The 25161-nt window shown below is 69.4% G+C and carries 17 protein-coding genes and 1 pseudogene; 7 read left to right on the top strand and 11 right to left on the bottom strand.

The window, feature by feature from the left end; genetic code table 11:
* Positions 1–112 precede the first annotated feature (112 nt).
* Positions 113–3793: a CHAT domain-containing protein gene (locus AB0G63_RS25520; RefSeq protein ID WP_360754376.1), complete on the top strand. Its 3681-nt coding sequence runs from the start codon at positions 113–115 to the stop codon at positions 3791–3793.
* 533 nt (positions 3794–4326) lie between these two features.
* On the opposite strand, the gene AB0G63_RS25515 is transcribed toward AB0G63_RS25520, so the two are convergent.
* From AB0G63_RS25515 to AB0G63_RS25470, 10 genes and pseudogenes are all read right to left on the bottom strand, one after another.
* Positions 4327–4470 (bottom strand): hypothetical protein, encoded by a 144-nt coding sequence (locus AB0G63_RS25515; RefSeq protein ID WP_360754374.1) that lies wholly within the window; start codon positions 4468–4470, stop codon positions 4327–4329.
* 165 nt (positions 4471–4635) lie between these two features.
* Positions 4636–5604 (bottom strand): SUKH-3 domain-containing protein, encoded by a 969-nt coding sequence (locus AB0G63_RS25510; RefSeq protein WP_360754372.1) that lies wholly within the window; start codon positions 5602–5604, stop codon positions 4636–4638.
* A gap of 36 nt (positions 5605–5640) precedes the next feature.
* Complete coding sequence (locus tag AB0G63_RS25505) at positions 5641–6762, bottom strand: hypothetical protein (RefSeq protein WP_360754370.1); 1122 nt, start codon at positions 6760–6762, stop codon at positions 5641–5643.
* A gap of 231 nt (positions 6763–6993) precedes the next feature.
* Positions 6994–8895 carry a competence protein CoiA family protein gene (locus AB0G63_RS25500; RefSeq protein ID WP_360754368.1) on the bottom strand — a complete coding sequence of 634 codons (1902 nt, stop codon included), beginning with the start codon at positions 8893–8895 and terminating at the stop codon, positions 6994–6996.
* A 122-nt stretch (positions 8896–9017) separates the two neighbouring features.
* Positions 9018–9620 carry an HD domain-containing protein gene (locus AB0G63_RS25495; protein WP_360754458.1) on the bottom strand — a complete coding sequence of 201 codons (603 nt, stop codon included), beginning with the start codon at positions 9618–9620 and terminating at the stop codon, positions 9018–9020.
* A 113-nt stretch (positions 9621–9733) separates the two neighbouring features.
* Positions 9734–10051, bottom strand: a complete 318-nt coding sequence (locus AB0G63_RS25490) for an FtsX-like permease family protein (protein WP_360754455.1) — start codon at positions 10049–10051, stop codon at positions 9734–9736.
* Between the two features lie 382 nt (positions 10052–10433).
* Positions 10434–11432 (bottom strand): annotated as a pseudogene (locus tag AB0G63_RS25485) (ABC transporter permease); the annotation flags it as partial.
* Positions 11433–11503: 71 nt separating this feature from the next.
* On the bottom strand, positions 11504–12397 hold the full coding sequence (locus AB0G63_RS25480) for an ABC transporter ATP-binding protein (RefSeq protein ID WP_360754367.1): 894 nt from the start codon (positions 12395–12397) through the stop codon (positions 11504–11506).
* Positions 12394–12936, bottom strand: coding sequence for a PadR family transcriptional regulator (locus tag AB0G63_RS25475; RefSeq protein WP_360754364.1), 543 nt, complete (start codon positions 12934–12936; stop codon positions 12394–12396). The genes AB0G63_RS25480 and AB0G63_RS25475 overlap by 4 nt, the downstream gene beginning before the upstream one ends.
* A 144-nt stretch (positions 12937–13080) precedes the next feature.
* Positions 13081–15933: an ABC transporter substrate-binding protein gene (locus AB0G63_RS25470; RefSeq protein WP_360754361.1), complete on the bottom strand. Its 2853-nt coding sequence runs from the start codon at positions 15931–15933 to the stop codon at positions 13081–13083.
* A gap of 286 nt (positions 15934–16219) precedes the next feature.
* Here AB0G63_RS25470 and AB0G63_RS25465 point away from each other — a divergent pair, with 286 nt between their 5' ends.
* The 5 genes from AB0G63_RS25465 (at position 16220) to AB0G63_RS25445 (ending at position 23862) form a co-directional block, all read left to right on the top strand.
* Positions 16220–16768 carry a hypothetical protein gene (locus tag AB0G63_RS25465; RefSeq protein WP_360754359.1) on the top strand — a complete coding sequence of 183 codons (549 nt, stop codon included), beginning with the start codon at positions 16220–16222 and terminating at the stop codon, positions 16766–16768.
* An 804-nt stretch (positions 16769–17572) separates the two neighbouring features.
* Positions 17573–18214, top strand: a complete 642-nt coding sequence (locus AB0G63_RS25460; protein ID WP_360754357.1) for a hypothetical protein — start codon at positions 17573–17575, stop codon at positions 18212–18214.
* A 68-nt stretch (positions 18215–18282) separates the two neighbouring features.
* The gene (locus tag AB0G63_RS25455) at positions 18283–19155 is read left to right on the top strand and encodes a nucleoside hydrolase (protein ID WP_360754355.1); all 873 of its coding nucleotides are present in this window, start codon (positions 18283–18285) and stop codon (positions 19153–19155) included.
* A 490-nt stretch (positions 19156–19645) separates the two neighbouring features.
* Positions 19646–21538: a DUF2075 domain-containing protein gene (locus tag AB0G63_RS25450; RefSeq protein WP_360754352.1), complete on the top strand. Its 1893-nt coding sequence runs from the start codon at positions 19646–19648 to the stop codon at positions 21536–21538.
* 209 nt (positions 21539–21747) lie between these two features.
* A complete protein-coding gene (locus tag AB0G63_RS25445; protein ID WP_360754453.1) occupies positions 21748–23862 on the top strand; it encodes a DUF2075 domain-containing protein in 2115 nt (704 codons plus the stop codon).
* A 57-nt stretch (positions 23863–23919) separates the two neighbouring features.
* On the opposite strand, the gene AB0G63_RS25440 is transcribed toward AB0G63_RS25445, so the two are convergent.
* Complete coding sequence (locus tag AB0G63_RS25440; RefSeq protein WP_360754349.1) at positions 23920–24048, bottom strand: DUF6408 family protein; 129 nt, start codon at positions 24046–24048, stop codon at positions 23920–23922.
* Between the two features lie 428 nt (positions 24049–24476).
* Between AB0G63_RS25440 and AB0G63_RS25435 the strand changes: the two genes are divergently transcribed.
* Entirely contained in the window at positions 24477–24827 is a 351-nt protein-coding gene (locus AB0G63_RS25435) for a nuclease-related domain-containing protein (RefSeq protein WP_360754450.1), read from the top strand.
* Positions 24828–25161 lie beyond the last annotated feature (334 nt).

The following is a 25161-nucleotide window of genomic DNA, read 5'->3' as shown; positions in this document are numbered from 1 at the left end:
GGCGGCGGGGGAGGGGAGCAACGGGGTGAGGTATGACCGGGACTGGTTCCTGCACGCGATTCGCGCTCGCCTCGACCGGGCAGGCGCTCCGGACGGAGGGGCCACGGGCGCGGTGTTCGGACCCGAAGCGGACACCGAACTCGCGGGACTGCTGCGGACCGCCGACCCGAAGACCGATATGGAGGCCCGACACGCGGCCGGCTGGCTCTGCGCCGCCCGTGCGATGACCGACCCGGGCGAGCACGGCGCCGTACACGGCGCCATGGCCGGAACGCTGCTCTTCCCGGTGTGGGTCGCCGATCCAGGGCTGGTGCCGCCGCAACTGGCGGCTTACTACGCGTCCATCGACCCCGCCGAACACCCCGACCCGGCGAACGCGGACGGTCCCGCCGAGTGGTCGGCGTCGTGTGCCGCCTTGGCGATCTCGGTGGAGGGACGGCAGCACAAACCGCCGCCGGACGCCCCCGAGGACATCCTCCGGCTCCACGAGGCGGCCGCGCTGGTGGCCGCGAAGATCCCCTCCCCCGAGATCCGGCTCGTCACCGCGATCGGATGCGGCAGCCTGGCCGTCCTCGCGACCTGGGAATACGACTCCAGTTTCGCGGACCGGCTCGAAGAAGTGACCCGGGCCGTGACCCTCACCGGGACGACCTGGCCGTTCGGGGACCTGGCGGACGGGGATCCGGTCCGGTTCGTCCACGCTGCCGTCAAACGCACCCCGGCAGACTCCCCCGCACGGCTCCTCGCCCTGGAGGGTCTGAGCCGCCGGCTCGGGGAGCGCTACCTGGAGTCGCGCGATGCCGAGGACCTGCACGAGGCGGTCGGCATCGCACGTGACGTGTTGGCCCAACTGCCGCCCGGAAGCCCGCACCTGGCCCGCTGCTGCGGTGCGTTGGGGAGCGCTCTCCTTCTGTTGCGGCAGACGGAGGGGGCGACGGCGGAGGAGTGCGACGAAGTGGTGGACCTGTGCCGGCGGGGCTTCGCCGGCCATCCGGAGGGGCCTGCGGCGGCGGGCCTCGACCTGGGCACGGCGCTGACCCTGAGGGCGCAGTACACCGACCGGGTGGAGAACCTGAACCAGGCGGTCCAGGTGCTGGACGAGGCGCTCCGTGCGGCGCGGAATCTGTACGAGGGGGCAGCCCTGCGCAACGCCCTGGGCAACGCCCTGCGCAGCCGCTCCCTCGCGACCGGAGCTTCGGCCGATCTGGACGCGGCGCTCGACCTCATCGGCCCCACCACCGCGTCCACGGAATCCACGGACGGCCCGCAACCACGTTTCCTGGCAACCGCGTTGGCCCTGTACAGCCGCTACTTACGGGATCCGGGGACGAACAGCAGCGACCTGGACGAGGCGCTGCGACGTCTCCGGGAGGCCGAAGCGTCGATGCCGTCGGACCACCCGGACCGGCTCACGGCGCTCAACTATCTCGGCCTGGTGCTGACCGCCTCCTATGAACGGTCAGGCAACCTCGAAGAGTTGAACCAAGCAGTGGCGGCCCATCGTGAGGCGGTCGCACTCACCCCCGAAGGACATGCGGTGCTCGGAGTGCGGCTGCTCAACCTCAGCGCCGCGTTGAGCCGGCGACACCAACTGACCGGGGACGGCGACGACCTGCGGGAGACCCAGGAGTGCCGGCACCGGGCCGCGACCCTGCCCGGCCTCGGCCGCGCCCACCACGCGGCACTGCTGAGCTCGGTGGGGAACAGTCTGTTGGCGGGTGCGGAGCGTGCCGCGGAGCCGGTCCCCGAACTCGACCAGGCCGTGGAACTCTTCAGGGAAGCCCTGGCTCTTACTCCGGAGGGTGACCCCCAGTTGCCCCGCCGACGGCACCGCCTCGCCCTCGCCCTGATCAACCGCAGTGCTCACACGCAACGGAGCGGCGACGCCCGCGAGGCGCGCGAGTTGGCCGACGCGGTGATCGCGGCGCTGCCCGCGAACTCGCCCGACCTGCCGGGCGCCCTGGTGGCGGCCGCGGGCGCCCGGATGATGAGCGCGCGCGCCCTGATGTCGTCGGCCGCCCGGCGCGAGGTGGTCGCGCTGTACCGCCGGGCGGTCGAGGCCACTCCGCCCGGCCACCACAAGCGCACGCTCCGCCTGGCAGGCCTCGGCGACGTCCTGCACCACCTGGGCCCGGACCGGCACGGCCGTCGCACCAGTCTGGTCGCGGCCGCCGAAGCCTTCCGGGAAGCGGCCCTGGAACAGCAGTGCGCACCCTCCGAGCGGCTGGACGCGGCACGGGCCTGGGGCGACGTCCGGGCGGAGCTGGGTGACTGGGACGGCGCACTGGACGGCTACGTGGTGGCGGTCGACCTGCTGCACTCCGTGGCCCCCCGCCAGCTCCTCCGCGACGACCAGGAGCTGCTGCTGAGCCGTACCGTCGGTCTGGGCGCCGCCGCCGCTGCGTGCGCGGTGCGCTGCGGTCGGCCCGGGCTCGCGGTCGGTCTGCTCGAACAGGCCAGAGGCGTGCTCCTCTCCCACGCCTTCGACGCCGACAGCGATCTGACCCGGCTCCGGGAGACCGCCCCCGGCCTCGCCGCTCGCTTCGAGGAACTCCGGGATGCCCTCGACACGGCGACCTACAGCGGGGAACTCCCTGAAGACGGGCCGCCCGGCTCCGACGCCCGCGCCGATCTGCGCCAGCGGCTGGCTGCCGAGTGGCGGGACCTCACCGACCGGATCCGCGCCGAGCACCCCGAACTGGGCCTGCTGCGTCCGATGCGGGAGTGGGACGAACGCGAGCTGCGCGCGACGGCCGCGGCGGGCCCGGTGGTCCTGGTCAACGTCTCCCCGCACGGCAGCGACGCCCTGGTCGTCACCGAGCACTCCATCGACGCCGTACCGCTCCCGGGTCTCGACCTACGGACGACGGCGAAGCGCCGGCGGACCTTCGAGGACGCCTTGGTGCGCATCGAGACGCCCGGAACCACCCGCAAGCAGTCACAGCGCGCCCAGCGGGACGTACGGGAAACCCTCACCTGGCTGTGGCAGGCGGTCACCGGCCCGGTCCTCGACCGCCTCGCCGCGGCGACCCGCGTGTGGTGGTCGCCCGGCGGCCTGCTGGGCACGCTGCCCCTGCACGCGGCAGCCCCCACCGGCGGTGCCCCCGGCGCACTGGACCGGGTGGTCTCCTCGTACACGCCGACACTGCGGGCGCTGCACCACGCCCGTCGGCGCGCCGCCCGCCGGGCGGGCACCGGAACGCTCGTCGTCAGCGTCGCCCAGGCCACCGGACAGGCCCCACTCCCGGGCGCACGCCGCGAAGCCGAGCACCTGGTCCGCATGCTTCCCGGGGCCGCACTGCTGGCGGACGCGTCCGCCACACACGCCGCGGTCGTCTCCGCCCTGCACCGCCACGCCTACGCGCATTTCGCCTGCCACGCCCTGGGCGACCTGGAGCACCCGTCCGGCAGCCGGCTCGTCCTGCACGACCACACCGAACGCCCGCTGACCGTCCGCGACCTGGCCCAACTCCGGCTGCCGTCGGTCCGGCTCGCCTACCTCTCCGCCTGTTCCACCTTGCGCACCAGCCCCGAACTCGCCGACGAGGCCGTCCACATCGTCAGCGCCTTCCAGATGGCGGGCTTCCCTCATGTGGTCGGCTCACTGTGGCACGTCGACGACGTGATCGGCGCCGAGGTCGCGCTCAGCGTGTACGAAGCCCTGAGGACGGGCGACGGCGCACTCGACGTCGCCCGTACGGCCGAGGCCCTGCACCGGGCCGTACGCAACCTGCGCGACACGTACCCGCAGACCCCGAGCCTGTGGGCCTGCCAGGTGCACGCGGGTCCCTGAACGCGAGCGAGAAATGCATGCGACGTCGGCTTTCGCTGGCCGAAGTGTCGGACGTGCGCAGGACGTTGACACTCCTCGGAGGCTTCCTGTCATCAATGTTCGTCCGTCACTGCGACCGCTGTTCGAAACTTCGACACTTCGTACTTCGTCGCCCCGGTCGTCGCTGCGAAGGCTCCGGGCGCGCACAGCGGCAGTTCCATCACCCACCCCGAAGAAGCGGAATGGCATGACAGGAATGACATGCTCCTGACATTTTAGTGTGTCCGGCCCCTCGACGGTGGGACGCCGTCGAGTCCCCTCGTCCCCAGGAGAAGATCCATGCCCGTGACTTCCACCCGCTCACGACGGTGGGCCAGATGGCTTGCCCCGCTGGCGCTGGCCGCGGCCCTGCTCGGCGTGCATGGAGCGCGCTGCGGGCCGCAGCGGCAGCCTTCGCCGCACCGGCAGAACCTGACGAGCCTGCGGAGCTGCGCCTGCGTGGCTTCCTGCTTCTCGACCAGGAGACGTGCCGTCTCTACCTGGACACACCCACATCACAGGACGCGCCGCCGTTCGGTGTCGACCTTGCTCTTCGAGACGAGCATGGCTCTGTCGACGTCGGCGTGACGGGAGCAGACGCCGCACTTCCGGTCCTCCTCGAAACAGGGGAGTTGGAGCGAATGCGGAAGGACGCCCACGACCCCTACCGTCACGCCGTCTACGACTTGGTGGACTGGCTCACGGGTCGCTGACCGGGCGTTTTCGACCAATGGCGGGATACCCGGCCTGGTGGCTCCCGCAGGAGCCGCCGGGCTGGCGCTGCTGAAAACGCCAGGCGTCGTGACCCGCACGACGGCAAGTCGTCAGTGGTCGCCCAGCGGGCGTACCAGCTTCCGCACCGCTTCGTCAGGTGTGGGTGCCAGAACCCAGACGCTGTCCATGCCGGCGTAGACCGTGCCGTCCGCCGCCATGGCCAGGTACTGGTTCCCGCGGTCGCGCATGCCGAGGGGATAGAGACTGTCGTCGCCCGCCTGCTCGGCGAGGTCGTCGATGATCTCCGCGTCGAACAGCGCCAGCAGCGGATCCAGTTGGAACTCCGCCCACCGCATGGGGGCCGACACGTCGCGGTAGGGCATGCTCACCGCGCCGAACTCCGCCAGGAAGCGGCGTGCCGCGTCGTGCATCTCGAACTCGCCGGTCTGGAGGAGCAGGCTCTCCCAGGTCTCCGTGGGGATCGACCGGCCCGGGTACCAGCCTCCCGCCCGCAGCACCCGGTCCGTCTCCTCAGGCCAGCGCCGCCCGGCGTCCGCCCCCGTCTCCACCATGTCGAGCCGCCGCCAGAACGGGGAGGAGACCACCGGCGCGTCGGGCTTCCACAGGGCCGAGTGCGCGCTCTGCAGCGCCACCAGTCGGTCCAGTGCCTGGTCGAAGCCGCTCCCGACAGGTTCCACCCGGTCCCGCACAAGGCACAGCGACTCATCCTCGGTGATGCCCAGGAAGCTGGCCCCCTCGTCCGCCGTGCCCACGGGATAGAGAGACGCCCCCGCCTCCCGGCTCGCCCACACGAACCGCTCGTCCTGCCACGCGGCCGCGAGGGGATCGAACCGGACGGCCGACGAGGTCACCGTCGTATCGGCGGGCCAGCCGTAGGTCACCAGACCACCGTACTCGGACAGGAACCGGCGCGCCGCGTCGTGGGCCACGAAGGATCCGCGTTCGCTCAGAACCGCCTCCCAGGTCGCTGTCGGCACCGAACGGCCGGGACACCAACCCACCCTGCGCAGCAAGCCTTCAGTCCGCGGAGACCAGCCTCGACCCGGAATCCCCGTCACTCACACCACCGCCCGTAGAGGTAGCGCATGACGGCGTCAGGCTCGGCGGCAGCGGTGTCGAAGCTCGGAGATGACGGCCTTCTCCCGTGCGTTGACCTCACCGTCCACAGTGGCCACGCGGTCGGCCACGTCGAGGAGGTCGCTCAGATCCCCTGGCTCGGCCGCTACACGCCCCCACACCTCGGCAGGGTCGATATCGACAAGGTGGGCGAGTTGTTCGTCGACAACCTGATGCCGTTCCCGCACCACCCGCACCAGGTGCCGCATCAAGAGCGCCTCGTCGTCGGCGATCTTGCGGTTCGCCTTGATCACGAGCCATGCGACCCACAACATCAACTGCGGGTGTCGACTCCGCTTGCTCAGGTTCTCGGCGAGTTCGATCACCCGCGCCTCGTTCCGGAAGACGGCCAGTGCGTGCCGCCCTGCGAGCAGCGTCGAATAGCGGTTCAGCACCACCGCTAGAGGAACGCCCACCAAGGGGATACCGATCTTGATGACGTTCCTCTGCAGGAGATACTTCCCGACGACTGGGAGCCCCCTCGTGGCGCTCAGTGCCCCTCCGGAGTAGAAGCGCTTGATCAGTGGCCGCACCATGGCCGGGACAGCCTTGGTCACACCTTCCCGGACCGCTTCCCCGCTCTTGATCGTGAAGGCCACCCGGATCAGCTTCCACATGTCCTCGGGGTCGGAAAGGTCGAGCGGGACCCGGTAGAGGACTGCGATGTCGTAGGTCAGGCGGAGTTGGAGCCGGGTGATGAACGCGACGTCGACCATCAGGGTCGCGACGGCGGCCGGGAAAGTCGCCGGCGAAGCACCACCGAGGCTCCCGAGGGTAGCGACGACTGCCGCCGAGTAGGCCCCGGCGGAGAGTCCGCCTTCGAGCGCGGCGTACCGGGCCGCCATCTTGATCCGCTGATCGACGATGGCGTCCGCGGGTACGCCCGCGTACCGCTCCTGGAAATACCGCCAGTCGACCTTCTCGGTGTAGGAACTCATGGCCTGGGCGCTGAGCTTGGTGAACCAGTTGCCCGACTTGATGTCGTCCGCGCTCAGCCCTTTGACGAACTTCTTGAGCTCGTCCCGCTCCTGCTCGACGACCTTCCGGTCGGCCTCGTCGTCCCCGTCGATGTCGGCAGCGTCTATCGGAGCTTCGGTCATGGCGAGTTTCCCCCCAGGCGGCTTAGCGAATAGCCAGGTTGCGAGGTTTTGAGAACCCCGCTGACGTCTCAAAACGGTGACTCAGTGAGCGGCACAATGGCCGACGGATGTCCCGTTAGCCTGCAACCCTAGCGCCCCATCATGCGGCTGGTGCCAGCGTTCGGACCTCCGTCAGTCAAGGCGGCAGGCGTTGACGTGCAACTGGGGCTGCAGCACGGACCGCATGGCTGACTACACACCGTTGCCCTTCGGTGAGCGGTCGTAGGCAGCGAAGACGCGGGCTTGTTCCACCTTGCAGATGCGACCGAGTTCGATGGGGAGCGATGGACGTGGCTGGCCCAGCCGTTCGAGAATCTCGGCGAAGTACGGGACCGGCCTGTTCTCGGAGGAGGTCACGAGCGATGACAAAAGCACTCCGTCAGCGCCGGATGCCTGGTCGACCTCCACCAGGATCGAAGCGCGCACTGGATCAGGCAGATGGTCCGCCTTGAGGCCGGCCGCAGCCGCCAGCGTGTGCCAGCCGACGCTGACCCGTCGCTGCGCCGCCGAGACGAGTGCCTCTCTGACGGCCTTCACCACGGTGTTCCTCTCCACACCGAGTTTGGTCCAGAAAACGGGCTTCTTCTCGCCTGCCGGTTTGGTGCTTTGGGTGTTATTGGCGGCTTTGCCCCTGTGGGTGAAGGTGTATGCGGCCTCACGCTGCTGGGCCCATATCTCCTTGACCGCTTCTGCTGACAGATCGGATTTCCAGCCGAGACCAGCGAGAACCTGGCGGAAATGCGAGGGAGGTCCAGGTTTTTCGTGGGCCATCTTCACCACGGAGGAGAGCACTGGCTTGTCGCTCGATCGCGGAAGATCCACGGCGACCAGGGTGCGGACGCGCTCCTCCAGGGTGAAGTCATCAGGCGTATATCCCTTGTAACGCAGGAGAGTTTCCCAGTTGATGAGACCACGTGAGCGAGCGATCTCCGGGAGTTTGACGCGGAGGAATGCGACCAGCAGGATCTGCTTCCCGTTCATGGGAGCGGCCTCGGTGCGGGACGCCGAACGCTCGACCGATTCCGGGGAGCCGGGTGCCGGACGCAGATCGGGCCAGCGGGGATCGGTCTGCGCCGGGAGCGGAGAGAAGCCGACAGCTTCGATGAGCCAGCTTGGTCTGGTTGCCTCCGGGCCGGTAAGGGGGATGAGGCGGGCCACGCTTTCGATGACGTTGATCCTGTGAGGGGACGGCGGCGAAGCGTAGCGCGGTAGCGCGATGCGCATGTGGGTCATCGCTGACCCGACGGGCTGGACGTCCGCCTCATAGACGCAGCGCGCGGCCACGTTCTGGTCGTCGGCGAGGGCCGCTGCGGTGAACGCGATCCGGCCTGCGGCGAGCGGGAACGCAAGCAGGGCCGTCGTGTCCGTGTCCGCGTTTGTGTCCGCCTCAGCGGTCATGGGCGGTTCGTCGGGGATGTGGGGGGTGATGATCCCCTCATCCGTCAGCCTGCAGTCGTCCAGAGTGGCCAGTTCGATGCCGCGGCCAGGGCGCTGGGTGCCGACGTATACACGTCGCGCCTCCCCCTCGGTACGGCAGGTGAAGCTGATGGCGTGGCCCATGGCCTCGGCTTCGTTGTGCGCAATTCCGCTGTTCGGTCCGTATGCCCACTGGACGTGCCCGTAGCTGTCGGCGAGCCGAGCGCGCGTCGCCTCCCACTGGTCGAGGGACATCCGGTCCCTCTGTACCCGGATGAGTCGGGCTCCGGGGCCGAAACGGACCTCGACGACTCCGCCAGGCTCTGAGCCGGGGCTCGGGTACGACACCCTTATTTTCTGGCATCCCTGTGCGCGGAGCCAGCGCTGGATTGCCTGACCGATGTAGAGATGGTCGGCGCTGTCCTCGCCGGTCTGCGTGCGGAGGCAGTGAACCGGGGGGCGGTGCGCGAAGTGGCACTTCTTGTGGAGGTACCGCTTCGCGGTCAACTTCTTGCCGCAACCGCCCAGCAGGGTGCCGCAGTAGAAGTCGTCTCGGCTCCGGCCGCGCATGAACCGGTCGAAATCGTCATGGTCGAACGGCAGGAACACCGGCCAGTCCGATCCGGGAGTGCCGATGACCGCCGTCTGGACCTTGCGGGTGTCTTCGTAGGGAGGCATCGAGTTTCCGAGTGGTCAGGCCGGGTGTCGTGGGCCGAAGCCCGGGGCGGGGTGAGTGCAGAGGTACAGCTCTTGCCGCACGTCAAAGGATTCTCCAGGCTGCAATCGCAGACGAGCGGCCGTCACGGGCCGACGGACGCACCGCCGCACGGCACCGGCCGGGTGAGGTCAGGGTCGCCGAACTCCGCGCGCAAGGCATGGAAGGCCGTGACCTTGTCCTCGCCGAAGCGGCGGACGTGGGCGGCGTACTCGTCGGGGGAGAGGAACACCGACGGCCGGGACTTGGTGTGGAACTTGTCCGCGTACATCACCAGCCGCTCCTCCTCCGTCACGGCCAGGTAGTCGGCGGGAGGCAGCGGAAGGCCCTGGCTCAGGACGTCGTGCCGGGTGAGGCCGACCCCGGTGTGGTGAGAGCAGAACCGGCGCAGCGGCTCGGGGAAGCCCTCCTGTTCCAGGATCTCGTGGCCGAGCAGTCCGTGCCGGATGTAGTTCGCGTGGTCCAGCCGCCCGTCGTCGCCGTAGAGGCGGTACACGCCGATGTCGTGCAGGAGGCAGCCGGCGCGGACCAGTTCGGCGTCGAGGTGGCGCAGGTGCGGGGCGGACAGGAGCTGCTCGGCGACGCTCCAGACGATCTCGCAGTGCGTGTGGACGAGGGCGAACGCCTCGGCGGTGGGCGCGTACTTCTCGTGCAGGGCACGGATCTCGTCGGGTCCCGGAATGCTCATCCGGCGAGCGTAACAACGGTCGCGGAGTCGTCCGCCCGGCTGGGCGCAAAGAGTCTGGTCCGGTGCCCGACGCGACCGGGGCAACCTGATCGGCGGCCCCGGTCCAGGGTCCGTCAGGCGGGTTCGGCGTGGAGGGCGCGTCCGGCGGGGCCGCGGGTGTGGGCCCACGCGGGCAGGGCGGTCAGCGCTCCGACTGCCAGCAGGATGACGAGTGCGGCGGTGAGCAGCCACGATCCCGGGGGCGTGATCTGTGTGCCGAAGAGCCAGTACAGGCCGAGCCCGGCCGGAGCACCCGCCGCCACTCCGGGCACGGCGGGCAGGAGTTGCGCGGTGCAGAGCGCCGTGACGACCTGGCCGGGGGTGGCGCCGGGGGTACGGGCGATGGTCAGGGCACGCCGGGCCTGCACGGCGGTGCTCCAGCCGAGGAGCATGGTGTTGAGCGTGGACAGTGCCACCAGCGCGAGCGTGACGGCGAGCAGCACCCGGCCGGTCTGGTCGGTGCGCACTTCGATGGGCCCGAACCGCTTGAAGGCGGGGGCCGCGTCGAGTTCGGCGCGGAAGGTGAGCACCGCGGTGACCATGAGGGTGGTGGCCGGCCGTGCCGGCGGAGGCGAGGGCGGCGCGGCCGGGCCGACGGGCGAGCAGTCGGATGCCGAGCAGCAGCGGCGTGGGCAGATACGCCGTCACGGCGTTCAGGCGCGGGTGGTGCGTGAGCAGGTGAGCGGGGTCGGACAGGGCGTGGACGGTGCTGGTGCGGGCGGCACGCAGGGCGGGGCCGAGCGCACCGGTCGCGGCGACCACGACGGCGAGGAAGACCGCGGCGGTGACGGTGCCGGAGTCCGGAGGACTGACGGTTTCGAGCAGCCCGTCGCTGGGATCGACCAGGTGGGGCGCGGCCACGGCCCCGGCGGCCAGCCCGAGCACGGTGGCCAGGAAGGTCAGCAGCAGGTACTGCGCCAGCAGTACGACGGTGCCGGGGCCGGCGCCGACGGCCTTGAGCAGTGCGGCACGCCGGTGGTCGCGGACGGCGCGTACGGTGGCGAGCGCGGCGAGGGTGACGATCGCGGCGACGGCCAGCAGCCAGCCGCCGATCACCAGGGCGGGCTGAGTGAACTCGATCATCGCCGTGTCCGTCTGGAGCACGTCCTGCCAGTAGTGGTAGGTGAGCCATCCTTCGGGACTGGCGGCCCGGACGGCCGCGGACTCGCCGAACCTGCCGGTCGCGGCGGGGTCGGACAGCTTCAGGTAGATCAGGTGGACGCCGGAATCGTCGCCCGCCGCCGCGTGGGCGTCGGCGGTGGTGAGCCAGACCAGGCCGCCGGCGTCGGACGGTCCGATCTGCGCCGGGTCGCCCCAGGGATACACCGCGGTGGCCGCGCTGATCGCGGTGCCGACGACCGTGATGCTGCGCCCGCTGACGGTGACGCGGTCGCCGACGCGCAGGCCGAGTGCCTGCGCGAAGCCGCGCTCGACCACCGCCCCGCCCGGCCGCACCCAGGCGCCCGAGGTCACCAGCGGACGGTCCACGGTGGCCCGTGCGTCACCGCGTCCCACGACCGCGGAGTGCGCGGAACGGCCGTGCGCCCGGATGGTGGTGTCGAACGCGAAGAACGGGCCGCCGATCCCGGTCACCTCGGGCAGTCGGGCGAGGCGCGAGGCGAGGCCGGAGGGATCCGGGTCCGTCGTCGTGGCCATCACGTCGGGACCGGCGGTGGCCGCGCGGGTCTTCGCGTACCCGGTGGCCACAGCGTCGCCGGTCGCGAGTCCGAGGGTCAGGGCGGAGGCGGCGACGGTGACGGCGAGCAGGAACATGAGGGCCTCGCCGGGACGGCGGCGCAGGTCCTGACAGATCAGACGCCACATCAGCACCAGGTGTCCCATGGTCAGTTCTCCCAGCTCAGCAGCGCGCCGAGCCCCGGGCCGCTGCCGTGGCCGTGGTGTGTGTCGGCGCCGGGGCCTGTGCCGGCGCCGTGGCCGTCCAGACGGGTGTCGTCGGCCAACGTCCCGTCGCGCAGGGAGACGACGCGGTCGGCTGTGGCGGCGACGCGCTCGTCATGGGTGACCATGACCAGGGTCTGGCCGGCGGCGCGCAGTTCGTCGAAGAGCCGGAGGACGTCGTGGGTGGCGGCGCTGTCGAGGTTTCCGGTGGGCTCGTCGGCAAGGACGACCAGCGGCTCGTTGACCAGGGCGCGGGCGATGGCGACTCGCTGCCGCTGCCCGCCGGAGAGCTCGGAGGGCAGATGCCGGGCGCGGTCGGCGAGCCCGACCTGATCGAGGAGTCCGGCGGCACGGGCGCGGGCGGTGCGCGGCGGGGCGCCGGCGAGCAGCGCGGGCACTTCGACGTTCTGCGCCGCGCTCAGCTCGTCCATCAGGTGGTAGGCCTGGAAGACGAATCCCACAGCGCGGCGCCGCAGCCGGGCCAGCGCCCGCTCGCCGAGGTCGTCGATACGCCGCCCGCCGAGCCAGACCTCGCCCTCCGTGGGCCGGTCGAGACCGCCGAGGAGCTGCAGCAGCGTGGACTTGCCGCAGCCGCTGGGCCCTGTCACGGCGAGCGTCTGCCCGGCGGGAACCTCGAGGTCGACCCCGTCGACGGCCCACACCAGACTCTCGTCCTCCCCGTACGTGCGCGTCAGGTCGACCGTCCGCAGGGCTGGCCCGGCCGCCTCACCGGGCCCGCGGCCTGCCGGTCCCGCGCCCGGGCCGCCGACCCTGCCCGGGCTGCGGTCCGTGCCCCTCCGCCGCGACCGGCAGCCGACCCGCTGACCGTCTCTCGTCATCCGTTTTCTTCGCCTCTTCCACGCGGGGCACGGGCGGACCAGGTCCGGCCGCATGCCTCCAACCAGCGAAGATCGGCCTGCAACCGGAGCGCGATGCCCTCCAGGAGCAGCCCGGCCTCCGAGTCCGTGCCGTGAGCGAGGGCGGCGTGCTGGGCCTCGGCGAGGCCGCGTAGCAGCTCCCGCCGCCGCGCGTCCACGAGCGCGAGCGGATCGGCCAGGCCCGACTCGGCGGCGGCCACCAGCTTCAGATGGAACTCCGTCACGTCCGCTTTGAGTCCGGCGCTCTCGGCCATCCACGCGGCCACCCGCTCCTGCCCGGCCGCGGTCAGCGCGTACACCCTGCGCCGCGGACCGCGCACCGGCGCTTCCTCGCGGTCCTGGACGACCAGGCCCGCCTTTTCGAGCCGGGTGAGCGTCACATAGATCTGCCCCGCGTTCAGCGTGTCGCCCAACGGTCCGAGCGCCGCTGCCAGCCGCCTGCGCAGGTCGTACCCGTGCGACGGCTCCTTGGCCAGCAGGGCAAGCACCACGTCCTGCACGGGCCACCCTCCTCTGCGACCCTCAATAGATAGCGGTTAGCCAAAAGAGCGTCGAACCACCACCTGAACCCGACCCTGAGCCCGATTACCCCGAGTGCGCGCGGATGCCGGCCGGCGGGCAGAAGCCCGCACGGCCGGTTCCGGTCAGCCGATCGAGCATTCCTTCACGCTGAGCGGCTTGGTGCTGCCGGCCGGTCTGCTGCACAGGACTTCCGCCTCGGAGAGGCCCTGCGGGGTTCTGGTGACCCGCTTGAGCACGATGCTGTGGCCGTGCCGTTCGCCGTACAGCGGCGCATGGGTGAAGTCGATCGTCCCGGTCGCCATCCCGTCGAGCTTCACGCCTCTGAGGTTGACCCAGGTCGCCGCGCGGCTCTGGGGTACGTCGTCGAGGCTGGCCGCCCAGTACAGCGCGCGCGTGGCGTCGTGGGCGAGGGCTGTCTGGCCGCTGGCGAAGTCGGGGCTGTCGTACGTGGCCTGCTTGCCCTTCAGCCAGGGCAGGTACTGGAGGGCCTCCTCGTAGAAGGCGGTCGTGGACGAGGCTTCCTTCAGCTCGGCGAGGGCCGCGTGGTACAGGGTGATCCGCGGGGCCACGCCGTCACGGCCGCCCGTGCCGGAGAACCTGGCCTTGCTCAGGTCGTCGCCGGTGAGGATGGAGATCTCCCGGCTCGCGCAGCCCGGTACGGTGCTGAGCTGGGTCATCAGCGGTCCGATGTCCTCGACCCGGCCGGCGAAGTAGATCACCGACGGGACGTTCTTGCCCCGGCAGATGCTCTCCGCGTGCAGCCGCAGCTCGGGGTTGCCGTTGGCCACGTCGTACCGCTGCCCGCGCAGCAGCTGGAAACCCTCCCGCTGCAGCATCTGCCCGCCGTAGCGGGCCTGTTCGCTGGTGTAGCGGTCCTGCGACTGCTTGGTGTTGCGGGCCAGCACCAGTGCGTACGGGTTCTTGGTCCGGGCGCGCAGCTGCCGGACGACGAGACCGAGTGCCTTCGCCTGGTCCTCGTCCGGAGCCGCGAGGCTGAACCAGTTGGAGAACTGCTTCGGCAGGTAGGTCGCCGAGTTGGTGCCGGAGACGATCGGCAGCCCCACCGCGTGCAGACGGCGCGTGACATCGGGGCTGCTCTGCAGGTCACGCCCGAAGCCGACGACACCGACGACGGTCGGGTCGTGTTCGGCGTACTCGGCGATCTCGTCCGCCGTCACGCGCTGCTGGTCCATGTCCACGCCCCCGTTGGCGAGCAGCACCCGGAGCTTGACCGTGTAGTTCTCGTTGACCACGCGCTGGGCCAGGTACACGCCGGTCAGTTCCTCGGCGCCCTTGACCAGCGAGGAGTCCGCGGCCGAGGAACTCAGGGGTCCCGCGTACACCACGGTGACGTACTTGCCGGGATGATGGCGCAGCACGTCGGTGTTCTCGGCGCGCACCAGGCCCTCCACCTCGCGCAGCCGCTGTCCCTGCCCGCCGGCTCCGCCCTGGAGGTACGTGCCGAACCGGACGTCTCCGGTGGCTATGCCGACGCACTCCGTGCCGCCGCCGGACGCGGGCCGCCGTACGGTGTCGCGGTTGGCGCTCAGCATCCCCGCCGAGCAGTACGTGTGGTGCATGTCGCGGGCGTGCACGACTCCCGCGCTCACGGCGAGGACGAGGACGAGGAGCAGGCTGTACGTCGACCACACCACGCGGACGAGCGGCGGCCGGTGCCTGGCCCGGACGCATGCCCAGTCCGACTGCCGCAGCTCCACCAACTCCGCGCGGGGCAGAGGCACTCTGAGCACCCAGGGCAGGGCGTTCGTCCGGCTCGGCGACTGGTCGGCCCGGAGGTTTCCGGCCCATTCGTCGTACCAGTGCCGCAACCGCTGCTGCAGGCGCCCGGGCTGGGACGGCGGCTCCGGCCGGTTGGCCGGCGGTTCGCCGTCCGTGCCGCGGTCCAGCAGCGCCGCGTCGTCCGCCGCCACGCCCGCCACGATCAGCAGCGGGTCCAGCTCACTGCGCCGGCTGCGGACGTCGCTGACCGCCTTGATCAGTTCGACGCCGCCGTTCTCCTGGCTTATGCGGCGCAGGAACAGCACCGGCGGGCGCGTCCGCTTGAATCCCCGCAGATCCCAGCTGCGGCGCCGGTGGCTGTCCCGCAAGTCCTCGAACAGCGCCAGCACGTACAGCTGGAGCGGAAAGGGCCCGCCCTCCCGCATCGCCTCGGCCACGTCGTACGCGCGGGCCGCTATCGCCCGCCAGGAGCTGACGGGCCGCAGCAGCCGCACGCTGGTCGACTGACGGCGGGCGGCGGACTGGAGGAACGTCGTGGTCAGGAACCACCGGCTCTCCCTGCGCAGCCACAGGAAAAGCGGAGCGCGCCCCGGGACGTGGTTCAGGACGGCGAGCAGGATCATCAGTCCGATGCCGGCCAGGGCGGCGACGTACCACTCGGGGCGGGTGAGCAGTGCGGTGAAGGCGCCCAGGATGCCCATGGGCAGGAACTGCTGCACGTCGGTGATCAGCATCTGCCGGTTCCGGCGTGCGGGTCTGCGGGGCCGCCAGCGCTGCCGGGCCAGGATGCGCAGCAGCTGGGTCTGGGCCAGCTCCCGCTGCGCGCTGCCGTCCGGTGTGCCGTCGGGTGCGGTCGGCCAGTGCTCGCGCATCTCCGGGTCGTCGGTGGCCTCTTGGAGGGCGCGGACGAGGTTGAGGCGGGGGAAGTTGTAGGGCCGGTAGGTGGCGGACCGGTCGCCCCACTTCTTGGAGTCCCCGAGGTCCCACAGGAGCCGCGTGGCTCTCGCCGTGGGGCCGGCGTCCCCCGCCTGCGGCTCGGTCGGGGCGACGGCCAGGCGTGTCCCGTGGCGCTGCTGCCCTTCGCGCAGCTCCTCGAGCAGTGCGGTGACGCGGTCGTCGTCGTCGGGGTCCTCGGCGTGCAGCACGATGACCGGCATCGGGGAGTCGCTGGTCCGGAAGTCCTGGATCAGCGACTCCAGCTGCCGCTGCACATCGATACCGGCCTCGGTCGACATGCCCGGGTGACCACCCGGACAGTCCTGGAGTAAATCGCGATCACCGCCGTGCATGGACACCCCCCGTGGTCTGAAGACACATGTGTCACAAGCGCTTTGCGAGGATAGCCCCTGCCGCCGACAACCGCTTGTGGTTGAACGCCGGTCCATCGGGCCCGGTCCATCGAGCCCGCGCCGTCACGCGATCGGGTGATGCTTCGAGGATCGGGCACGGGCCGGTGCCGTCGCCCGTTTGATCCGACGACGGGGCTTCTCGCCCCTACCCACCACGACCGAGGGACTACACATGGGCCTGTATCTCCACCGCAACCCCGACGGCACGACGACCGGGCGGAACGACGCCAATGGCTTCACGGTGACGCACGCCGAAGAAGAGGAGGTCAAGCGGCAGCTGTACGAAGACGCCGGGTGGGAGTACACGCCTCCACCGCCCCCGGTTCCGCCCGGTTTCCATCGGTTCACGCTGGTGCACGACGAGTTGCTGTCGGGATGCGGCGGGGACGAGCGGTACGCAGGCCTGCGGGCGCGTCCACCGGAGGGCTGCCTACCGGACGGCGGGGACGGCTACGGCTTCACCCTGCGGTGCGAGCGGCCGGGGAAGACGCTGCTCGACGCGATCGCCGGCACGGTGGCGGAGGTCCGCCGCGAGCACGGGCTGGTGATCAACAGCCTGGGAGTCGAGAAACCCGAGGAGTGGTACGACGCACGCACGAAGAACGGCTGCGCGGCGGAGACCGTCGCCCATCTGATGCTGATGTGCGCCCACCGTGCCCGCCTGCTCGGGTACGGGCGCAAGGACCTGGTCCGCCTGCTCGACGCGACGGGCATCGAGTAGCCGGCGTACGGGACGCACGCGGTGAGGGAGGGGTGGGCGTGCCGACCCGGCAAGCTGATCTCCAGCATCGTTCATCGTCGGATCAGTGAATCCTCCGTTCCCCACGCCGGGAAGAATGCTGCAGGCGGCCGGACCGCTGGGCGTCGCCCGTCACGGCCCATCGACGTGATCCGCAGCCCCTCCCCGAGGAGCTCACCGTGCCACCCCGTTTCGACACTGCCCGCTTTCACGTCGAGTCAGGTCCCGACTCTCTCTTCACCCGGATCCGGCACATCCTGAGCGAACCACTGCAACTGAAGGCCCACGGCGCGCACGTCACCGAACGGCTGTCGCAACGGGGCGCACCGCTGGACGCATTACCCGCTTCGATCCGGAGAGCTGGGAGCTGATCTCGGCCGAGGTCCGCACGGACACCGGTAAGTGGGTGAAGGCGACCTGGCGGGTGCGGGCCGACACGCGGTACTGGTGGGTGGTGATCGGCCTGGGTAACGCGCTCGTCACCGTGATCGACGTAGACCCTTGGCGCCGGGGCACGGGATAGGACATCGTGACGGGGCGACCCCTGTACGAGCAGGTCGATGCCGTCAACGCGGAGCTGATGCTCGGGGCGTAAGAGCCACCTGGAGGCGCCGCCGTTCCCCTTGGACGACTGGCGTCGCGGTAAGGGACGACGCCTCAGGACCTGATTGGAGTCGCGGTTACTCATGTTCTCGGGAGAGGTGGCTCGTCATGATGGTCGATACTGGAGGGTCATTCCAGGATTCTTCGCCTCACGGCGCTCGGCAGCTCGAAGGTTGATCGATCATGGGTAATCTGAAAACGGTCGAGAGGGCGATACCCCCGGACGCTTTTCTCGACTTTCGGAGTGTTGTCCACAAGGCGACCGCGTCGATGGACGTGGGCAAGTTGTATCACTTCGCTTTCTGGCACGATCTCGACGCGAATCCCACCAATTACGTCGAGCAGGTGGCAATGGATCTCCTCGACTACCTGCCCACCGAAGCTAAGAAGGACGTGGTAGGTTTCGAATGGTGGCTGGGTCGGCTGGAGTTCCCGTACCATGCGAATTTTCCGTTCAAAGCGCATCAGGATGTCGGGACGAACCCGGTCACGCTGGACAGGGAACATCCCTCGATCAGCTCCGTCTATTACCTGACCACAAACAACGACGGGCCACTCGTCGTGTTCAGCGGGCAGCCCGATATTGAGGCGAAGGACTGGGAAGCTTACTTCCCTGCGGAGAATTCTTTCGTCATGTTCGCCGGAAATCTGTGGCATACGGTTTCGAGTCGAGAGGAGGTCATGGGGGAGCCGGCGGCGCAACCTTCAGGGACTCGTCTGAGCGTTCAGTTCAATTGGTGGAAGTACCGGCCGAAGGTCGGAGAGGGAGCGGGAGTGTCCAAGAACTACCGTGATGACATATTCCCTGAGCTTCGGATTCAGTGAGGTTTCCTCAACGGAAAACATCTTAATTCTGTTGAAGTCGAACTCATTGGCTCTGTACGGTCGCTGTCATGGTGATCCCGATAGTGTTCGACATGGAAACCAACGACCCCGACGACGTCTTCACGCTGTGCGTTCTCGCGACGCACCCATGGGCGCGGCTGGTAGGCGTGACGGTCATGCCCGGCTCGGACGAGCAGATAGGCATCGTCAGACACATCCTGGGGCGCCTTGGTGTGACCGTGCCGGTCGGCGCTTACCGGCCAGGCAGGGACATGAAGGTGGTGTCGGGCTTCCACTGGAAATGGCTTGGGAAGGTGCCTTCCAGGGGGCCCGAAGCCGAAGCTTGGCAGCTCCTTCTGGACGCGTTCGCAGAGGAGGGTACGACGCTGCTTACGGGGGCGCCCCTGAAGAATCCCGGCGCGCTTCTGGAGGCGAAGCCCGACATCCACATCGCTCGTTGGGTGGCGCAGGGCGGCTTTGCGGGCGACTCCGTGGTGCCGCCCGAACATCGTCTCCCCAAGTTCGAGGGCCGTGAGACGTGTCCGACGTTCAACTTCAATGGCGCTCCCGCAGCCGCGCTGAAGCTGTTGGAGTCTCCTCACGTTCGTGAGCGGATTCTCGTCTCGAAGAACGTCTGCCACGATGTTGTCTACGATGCCGAGATGCACGCCCTGCTGTCCGCTCGTCGGCTCACTCCAGGCATGGCACTCGTCCGAGAGGGTATGGAGGTCTACCTGGCCAAGCGCGGTGGCGGCAAGGCCTTCCATGATCCACTCGCCGCGGCCGTCGCGCTCGATGAATCCATCTGCACGTTCCGCGAGGTCGAGGTCTATCGCGAGCGCGGCGCATGGGGAGCGCGTCTTGCGGCAAACACCCGAACGCGGATCTCCGTCTCTGTTGACCGCACAAGGTTTCTCGACGTCCTCACCGCTACCGAGTGAGGACCCGGCAGCCCGGAGTGCTGTGACGCTGCGCGCCACGTGCGAAGCAGCAGCACTGCCTCCAGCAACCCGAACCCGGCTCCCAGCGCCGCCCCTCAGCAGCACCGTTGACAGGCGCACGGATCGCGTCGGCCAGGAAACGGCGAACAGTTGCAGCACACCCCGGACGGTCGCCGTCGCCATCACCAACGTCACATCAGGCCCCGCCGCACCGGAACAACGAGCAATTCGCGATAGTGAACGCGATGCTGATCGAGCAACTGCCATTGCAGTATGGGTGGTTATGGGTGACGGTCGAGACGTCCGCGATGTGGGTGCGAATGACGGGTGTCCGATTCGGAATGACCAAGCCCCTGCCGCTCGCGGTTCACCCGGGTACGCTTGATCACATTGTCATCGCGGTCCGACGGGCTTCCGCTCCACCTTGGTGGAGTCATGAAGGACATGCCCCCATCCGCACGAGTCGCTTCGTGCTGCCTGGGGGAAGTCCTTGCTGTTCCGCGCGTCCGCGAAGACGGTCGCCGTCATGGCGCTCGATGGTTCGCTGTTCCATCACCTCACAGACCGGTTCGTCCATATGCATGGTTACCGGCCCGGCGCATCAGAGGTGCGTTCCTGGGAGCGGAGCATCCCCGTTCTGGCCGCCGCGCTCAACGACGCCGGCCTGGGTGACGTGGAGGTCATGCTGGAGTACGCGCTCCCGCTCAACAGCAAGCGCGCCGACGCCGTCCTCGCCGGAGTGCATCCGGTCACGGGCGAGCCGTCGTACGTCGTGGTGGAGCTGAAGCAGTGGAGCCAGGCGCTCCCGCACGAAGAAGACGCCACGCTGTGCAACGTCGACACTTACGCACACCCGGTTCTCAACCCTATCGAGCAGGTGCGCCGGTACTGTGAGTACCTCGTCAACTTCAACGGGGCGGTGTCCGACCACGGTCATCGTGTCAACGGAGTGGCGTTCCTGCACAACGCCACCGAGTTCGGTGTGACCGGCCTGCGGGAGATCGAGCGTGACGGCCACGGGCTGCTCTTCACCGCCGAACGCAGGGGCGCCTTCGTCGACCACCTCCGCGCCAGGCTCAGCGACAAGCATCCGGGAGCAGCAGCGGCGGACGAACTGTGCGCAGGCGCCAAGGTGCCTTCCAAGCAGTTGATGTCCGTGGCCGCCGAGGAGGTGCGCGAGCGGCAGCAGTTCGTCCTCCTCGACGAGCAGCAGGTCGCGTACCGTTTGGTGCTCAACGCGGTGCAGAAGGCGAAGCACGCCGACCGCAAGGAGGTCGTGATCGTCACCGGCGGTCCCGGCACCGGCAAGAGCGTCATCGCCCTGCAACTGCTCGGCGAGTTGTACCGGCGCGGGATCCCGGCGTTGCACGCCACCGGCTCGCAGTCGTTCACCAAGACGATGCGGAAGGTCGCCGGGTCCCGCAAGCGGGAAGTGCAGGATCTCTTCAAGTACTTCAACAGCTTCATGACCGCCGAGAAGAACAGTCTCGGCGCGCTGATCTGCGACGAGGCCCACCGCATCCGGGAGACCTCGGCCAACCGCTACACACGTGCCGCGCTGCGGACCGGCCGGGCGCAGATCGACGAACTCATCGACGTGGCCTACGTCCCCGTCTTCTTCCTCGACGAGCACCAGGTCGTGCGCCCCGGCGAGATGGGCACCGTGGCCGAGATCAAGGCCGCGGCGGCGAAACGGGACATCCCGTGCCACGTCGTCCCGCTGGACAGCCAGTTCCGCTGCGGCGGCAGCGACGCCTACCTGCGCTGGGTGGTCCGGCTCCTCGGCCTGGAGCCGGGCGGCCCCGTGGTCTGGGAGCCCGACGGCCGCATGCAGCTCCTGGTCGCCGACAGCCCGCAGGAGATGGAGGCGTTCCTCGAGGCCCGCCGAGCCCAGAGCTACGGCGCCCGTATGTCCGCCGGCTACTGCTGGCGCTGGTCCCCGGAACCCAAGCCCGGCGACCCGCTGCCGCCAGACGTCGTCATCGGTGACTGGGCCCGCCCCTGGAACCTGCGCGGCGACCGCTCCGTCTCCGGCGCGCCCCCGGCCGCGCTGTGGGCCACGGACCCTGCGGGCTCCGGGCAGGTCGGCTGCGTCTACACCGCGCAGGGCTTCGAGTACGACTGGTCCGGCGTCATCATCGGCCCCGACCTCGTCTGGCGCGGAGACCGCTGGATCACGGACCGCACGGCGTCCAAGGACCCGGTCTTCAAGAAGTCCACCCCGGACACGGACGTGGACCGCCTGATCCGCAACACGTACAAGGTGCTGCTGACCCGGGGCATGGTAGGCACGATCGTGTACTCGACGGACCCGGAGACGAGGGAGAAACTGCACGAACTGGCGGGCGGCCGTCGGCAGGAACGGCAGCCCTCCGCCGTCTGACCGGAGACCTGGCCGGGCGCTTCCCCGCCGGGGGCACGTGATCCAGCCAAGATGGCGGCGCTTCGGGCCGACCACGGCGGCGTCGTCGCCGGTCGGACGCACCTCTCCCTAAGATCGTCGGTACTGATCGCGGCCCGACGGGCTTCCCCACGAGGACATGCCCCCACCCGCACGAGTCACTCGTGCCCTGGGGGACCCACCTCGTGTCCATGCTCCTGCTGCGGCTGGCAGCGCAGGATCTGCTGACCCTGAACTCGCGACGCCGCATGGTGCCGCACCTGGCGGCGAGATGGCGGCACTTCCGAGGTGCCGACGCTTCGCTGACGGAACGCTCCGCGTGGGCCGAGAGCCTCGTGCACCTCGCCCGGGATCTCGTCGCCGCCGGTCGGGGCAACGTGGAGATGATCGTCGAGTGCGCCGCCACCCTCGACGAGGCAGAGCGCGCGGGTGACCCCAGGCTCATCGATGTCGTTCTCGTGGGCCGGCACCCGGAAGAGAAGACGCTGTCCGTTCAGCTCGTCGAGTTGAAGCGCTGGTCCATGGTGACCAGGGTGGAACAAGCCACCGCGGACATGGTGCACGTACCGGGAATGGGAAGGAAGAAACACCCCGCTCTCCAATTACGCGAGCACTACGAGGCTTTCACGGGCGGCCGGGGACCGCTGCACGGACTGGACTTCGAATGCGGCGGATTCGCCTACCTGCACAACGCCAACGAGGAATCTGTCCGGCCCCTGATCGACGTGCAGGCGCCGACCGGCGCCTACGCTCACGTCTACACGAACGACCGGCGCGAGCAGCTCATCTCGGACCTCCGGAAGCACTTCACCGACGAAGGCGGCGCCTCCGCGGCCGAGATACTGCTGCAGAGCATGGGCTTACGCAACACACCTCTGCTGGACGCCATGATCCGCTCCCGAGGAGAGGACACGGTCTTCACCCTGCGCGGCCGCCAGAAGACCGTCGCGGACCAAATCATGGACACCGCCTCCAAGATCCTCCCGGATTCACGACACCCTGCCCTCGTACCGGACGAGCAGCGCGCTGTCTTCCTGGTCACAGGAGGCGCCGGTACCGGCAAGAGTGCCATCGGTCTCCAGCTCAAAGCCGAGTTGGAGGCCAAGGGGCACACGGTCAATTTCGCAACCGGCAGCAGAGCCTTCAACGGCGCGATTCAGGAACATGTCGGTTACGGGGATCGGGAGTTCAAGGAGACCTTCACCTACTTCAGCAACTATGTCACCCCGCCGGACCCACCCCTGGACGTGCTGATCTGCGACGAGGCGCACCGCTTGCGGGAACGCACGACCAACAGGTTCTGGAAGCCCGAGCAGCAGGGCACCAAGCCCCAGGTGGACGAGCTGCTCGACGCCTCACGCCTGACCGTGTTCTTCCTCGACGAGGCCCAGTGCGTGCGACCGAAGGAGGTCGGCACCGTCGGGCTGGTCGAGGACGCGGCACGACGGTACGGCGCCAGCCTCCTGCGGTACGAACTCCGTGAGCAGTTCCGCTGCGGCGGCAGCGACGCCTACATCCGCTGGGTGCGCGCGCTGCTCGGGCTCACCGACGAGGAGCCGCGGCCGTGGACGCCGGACGGACTGATGCACGTCGAGGTGGCCGACAGTCCGGACGAACTCGAACGGATCATCCGTACCGAAGCGCTCGCCGGAGCCTCCGCCCGCATCGTCGCAGGTTACTGCTGGCCGTGGACGAAGCCGCTCGGCAAGGAGAGACGCCTGGAGACCGACGTACGCATCGGGAACTGGCACAGACCGTGGAACGCGGACAGTGGCGCCTTCTGCCAGAACGGAGCGCCACCGTGCAAGATCTGGGGCGTACACGAGAAGGGACTTGACCAGATCGGCTGCGTGTACACGGCCCAGGGACTCGAATGGGACTGGTGCGGCGTGATCATGGGCCAGGACATGGTCCGCCGGGACGGCCAGTGGGTGTTCCGCCGAGGCAAGGAACGGAAGGACCCGGAGACCGGTGTCAAGCGGGTGGCCGTCCCCGGCTCCTTCGACCCCAAGGTGAAAGCCGGCAGCGTCGACGACGAGGAGTTCGCCCGGTTGATCCGCCACGCCTACCACGTGCTGATGACGCGGGCGAGCCGCGCGACGGTCCTGTACTCCACGGACGAGGAGACCCGGAGCTACCTGAAGGACCTGGTCGGGGAAGTCCAGGTGCACGGGCTGCGTCCCACCTGGGAGAACCTGCCGGAGGAGGCGCGCGTGCCGCACCTGCCCCGGCCCCGCCGGGGGCGGCGCTCCCGCAGAAGGCGCCAGAACTCGGGCCCGCAGTCGCCCGATCTGTATCTGTTCTGAGGCGCACGGCCGGACGACGGGGAGTGGCGGGCTCTCCGGGCCCGCCACTGGCCTGCGTCAGAAGAGCAGGCGAGCTGCCGCCGTCAGGGCGGCCACCACGAGCTGGGTGGCGACACCCGTGGCGACGTCGACCAGCATCTTGCGAAGCCGGTGGCGACGTGCAGGGTTGCACTCAACGGGGTTCACGGACATCCACTCCTTGGCGTGAGCTGGGAATGGCAGGGATCGCCCTACCGGGCATCCGCACTCACGCCGCGTGCGTCACGCGGCGGAAACCACTCGCCGGTCACGGCCGAGGACCGGCGCATGAACACCGCCGACGTACCCTCCGGGAAGGTGCGCAGCGGTGAACCACGTTACTGCACGGCCGAGTTGCCGCGATTCGTTTTCGGTCGTCCGCTCGCACACGTCGGCCTGTACGGGCTCCCGCCGGGCCAGGCACGTAACCGGGCCCGGCCGCGGAGCCGTTGTACGGCTGGAACGTGCGCCACAAGCGCGACAAGGGGGGCGTCGTCCGTGGCGAACAGCAGCACACTCGAATCGTCCGGCAGTCGCCATGAGCATCGTCAGACTTCACCTTCACCGCGAACACCGGCCATGTCCGCGAGGTCGACCTGCTGGTCGTCGCTCCCGGCGGCCTCTGCATGATCGAGCGGAAGGACTGGCACGGCTCGGTCACGTCCGAGAACGGCACCGGGGTGCAGACCACTCCCGCTGGCCGCCGCCGTGCCCACGGCAACCCGCTGCACCTGGTCAACCGCAAGGCCAAGGAGCTGGCCGACCTGCTCGCGCAGCCCGGCGGCAAGCGGGTCTGGGTCGCCGAGGCCGTCTGCTTCACGGACAACAGCCTCCGGGTACGGCTGCCCGCCCACGACCAGAACGGCGTCTACACCGGCGACGAACTGGTCGAGATGCTCAAGCAGCCTCCGCGCGACGAGCGGCGCCGCATCACGGCGATCGGCTAGCGCGAGATCGCGGCTTGCGGATGCCGATGTTCTGCAGGGCCGCCGACTGGCAGATCGCCACCCAGCGCAGCGGTGACTCCTCCCAGGGCCAGGGCATGACCCGCTTCGCGCCGACCGCCCTGTCCGCAATGCACCCGGCCGACGACGCCGACGCCTACCTCGCGCCCGAACTCACCGCCCTCAACCCCGACCCGTCTACCTCGACGTCTACGGGCTCGGCGTCCTCACCTACCTGCTGGTCACCGGCAAGGCCCCGGCCGCCAGCCAGGCCGAACTGCTGGCCCGCCTGGAGGCGGGGGAGGGCCTGCGCCCCAGTTCCCTGGTGGACGGGCTG

The organism is Streptomyces sp. NPDC020996 (assembly GCF_040641355.1).
Lineage (GTDB): Bacteria > Actinomycetota > Actinomycetes > Streptomycetales > Streptomycetaceae > Streptomyces.
This window is presented reverse-complemented; position numbering and strand designations above follow the sequence as displayed.

Coding starts and splice junctions, on each gene's coding strand:
- AB0G63_RS25505 (WP_360754370.1), bottom strand. CDS start 6,762: ATGACCGAAGCTCCGATAGACGCTGCCGACATCGACGGGGACGACGAG.
- AB0G63_RS25500 (WP_360754368.1), bottom strand. CDS start 8,895: ATGCCTCCCTACGAAGACACCCGCAAGGTCCAGACGGCGGTCATCGGC.
- AB0G63_RS25495 (WP_360754458.1), bottom strand. CDS start 9,620: ATGAGCATTCCGGGACCCGACGAGATCCGTGCCCTGCACGAGAAGTAC.
- AB0G63_RS25490 (WP_360754455.1), bottom strand. CDS start 10,051: ATGCTCCTCGGCTGGAGCACCGCCGTGCAGGCCCGGCGTGCCCTGACC.
- AB0G63_RS25480 (WP_360754367.1), bottom strand. CDS start 12,397: ATGACGAGAGACGGTCAGCGGGTCGGCTGCCGGTCGCGGCGGAGGGGC.
- AB0G63_RS25470 (WP_360754361.1), bottom strand. CDS start 15,933: ATGTCGACCGAGGCCGGTATCGATGTGCAGCGGCAGCTGGAGTCGCTG.
- AB0G63_RS25465 (WP_360754359.1), top strand. CDS start 16,220: ATGGGCCTGTATCTCCACCGCAACCCCGACGGCACGACGACCGGGCGG.
- AB0G63_RS25460 (WP_360754357.1), top strand. CDS start 17,573: ATGGGTAATCTGAAAACGGTCGAGAGGGCGATACCCCCGGACGCTTTT.
- AB0G63_RS25455 (WP_360754355.1), top strand. CDS start 18,283: ATGGTGATCCCGATAGTGTTCGACATGGAAACCAACGACCCCGACGAC.
- AB0G63_RS25445 (WP_360754453.1), top strand. CDS start 21,748: ATGCTCCTGCTGCGGCTGGCAGCGCAGGATCTGCTGACCCTGAACTCG.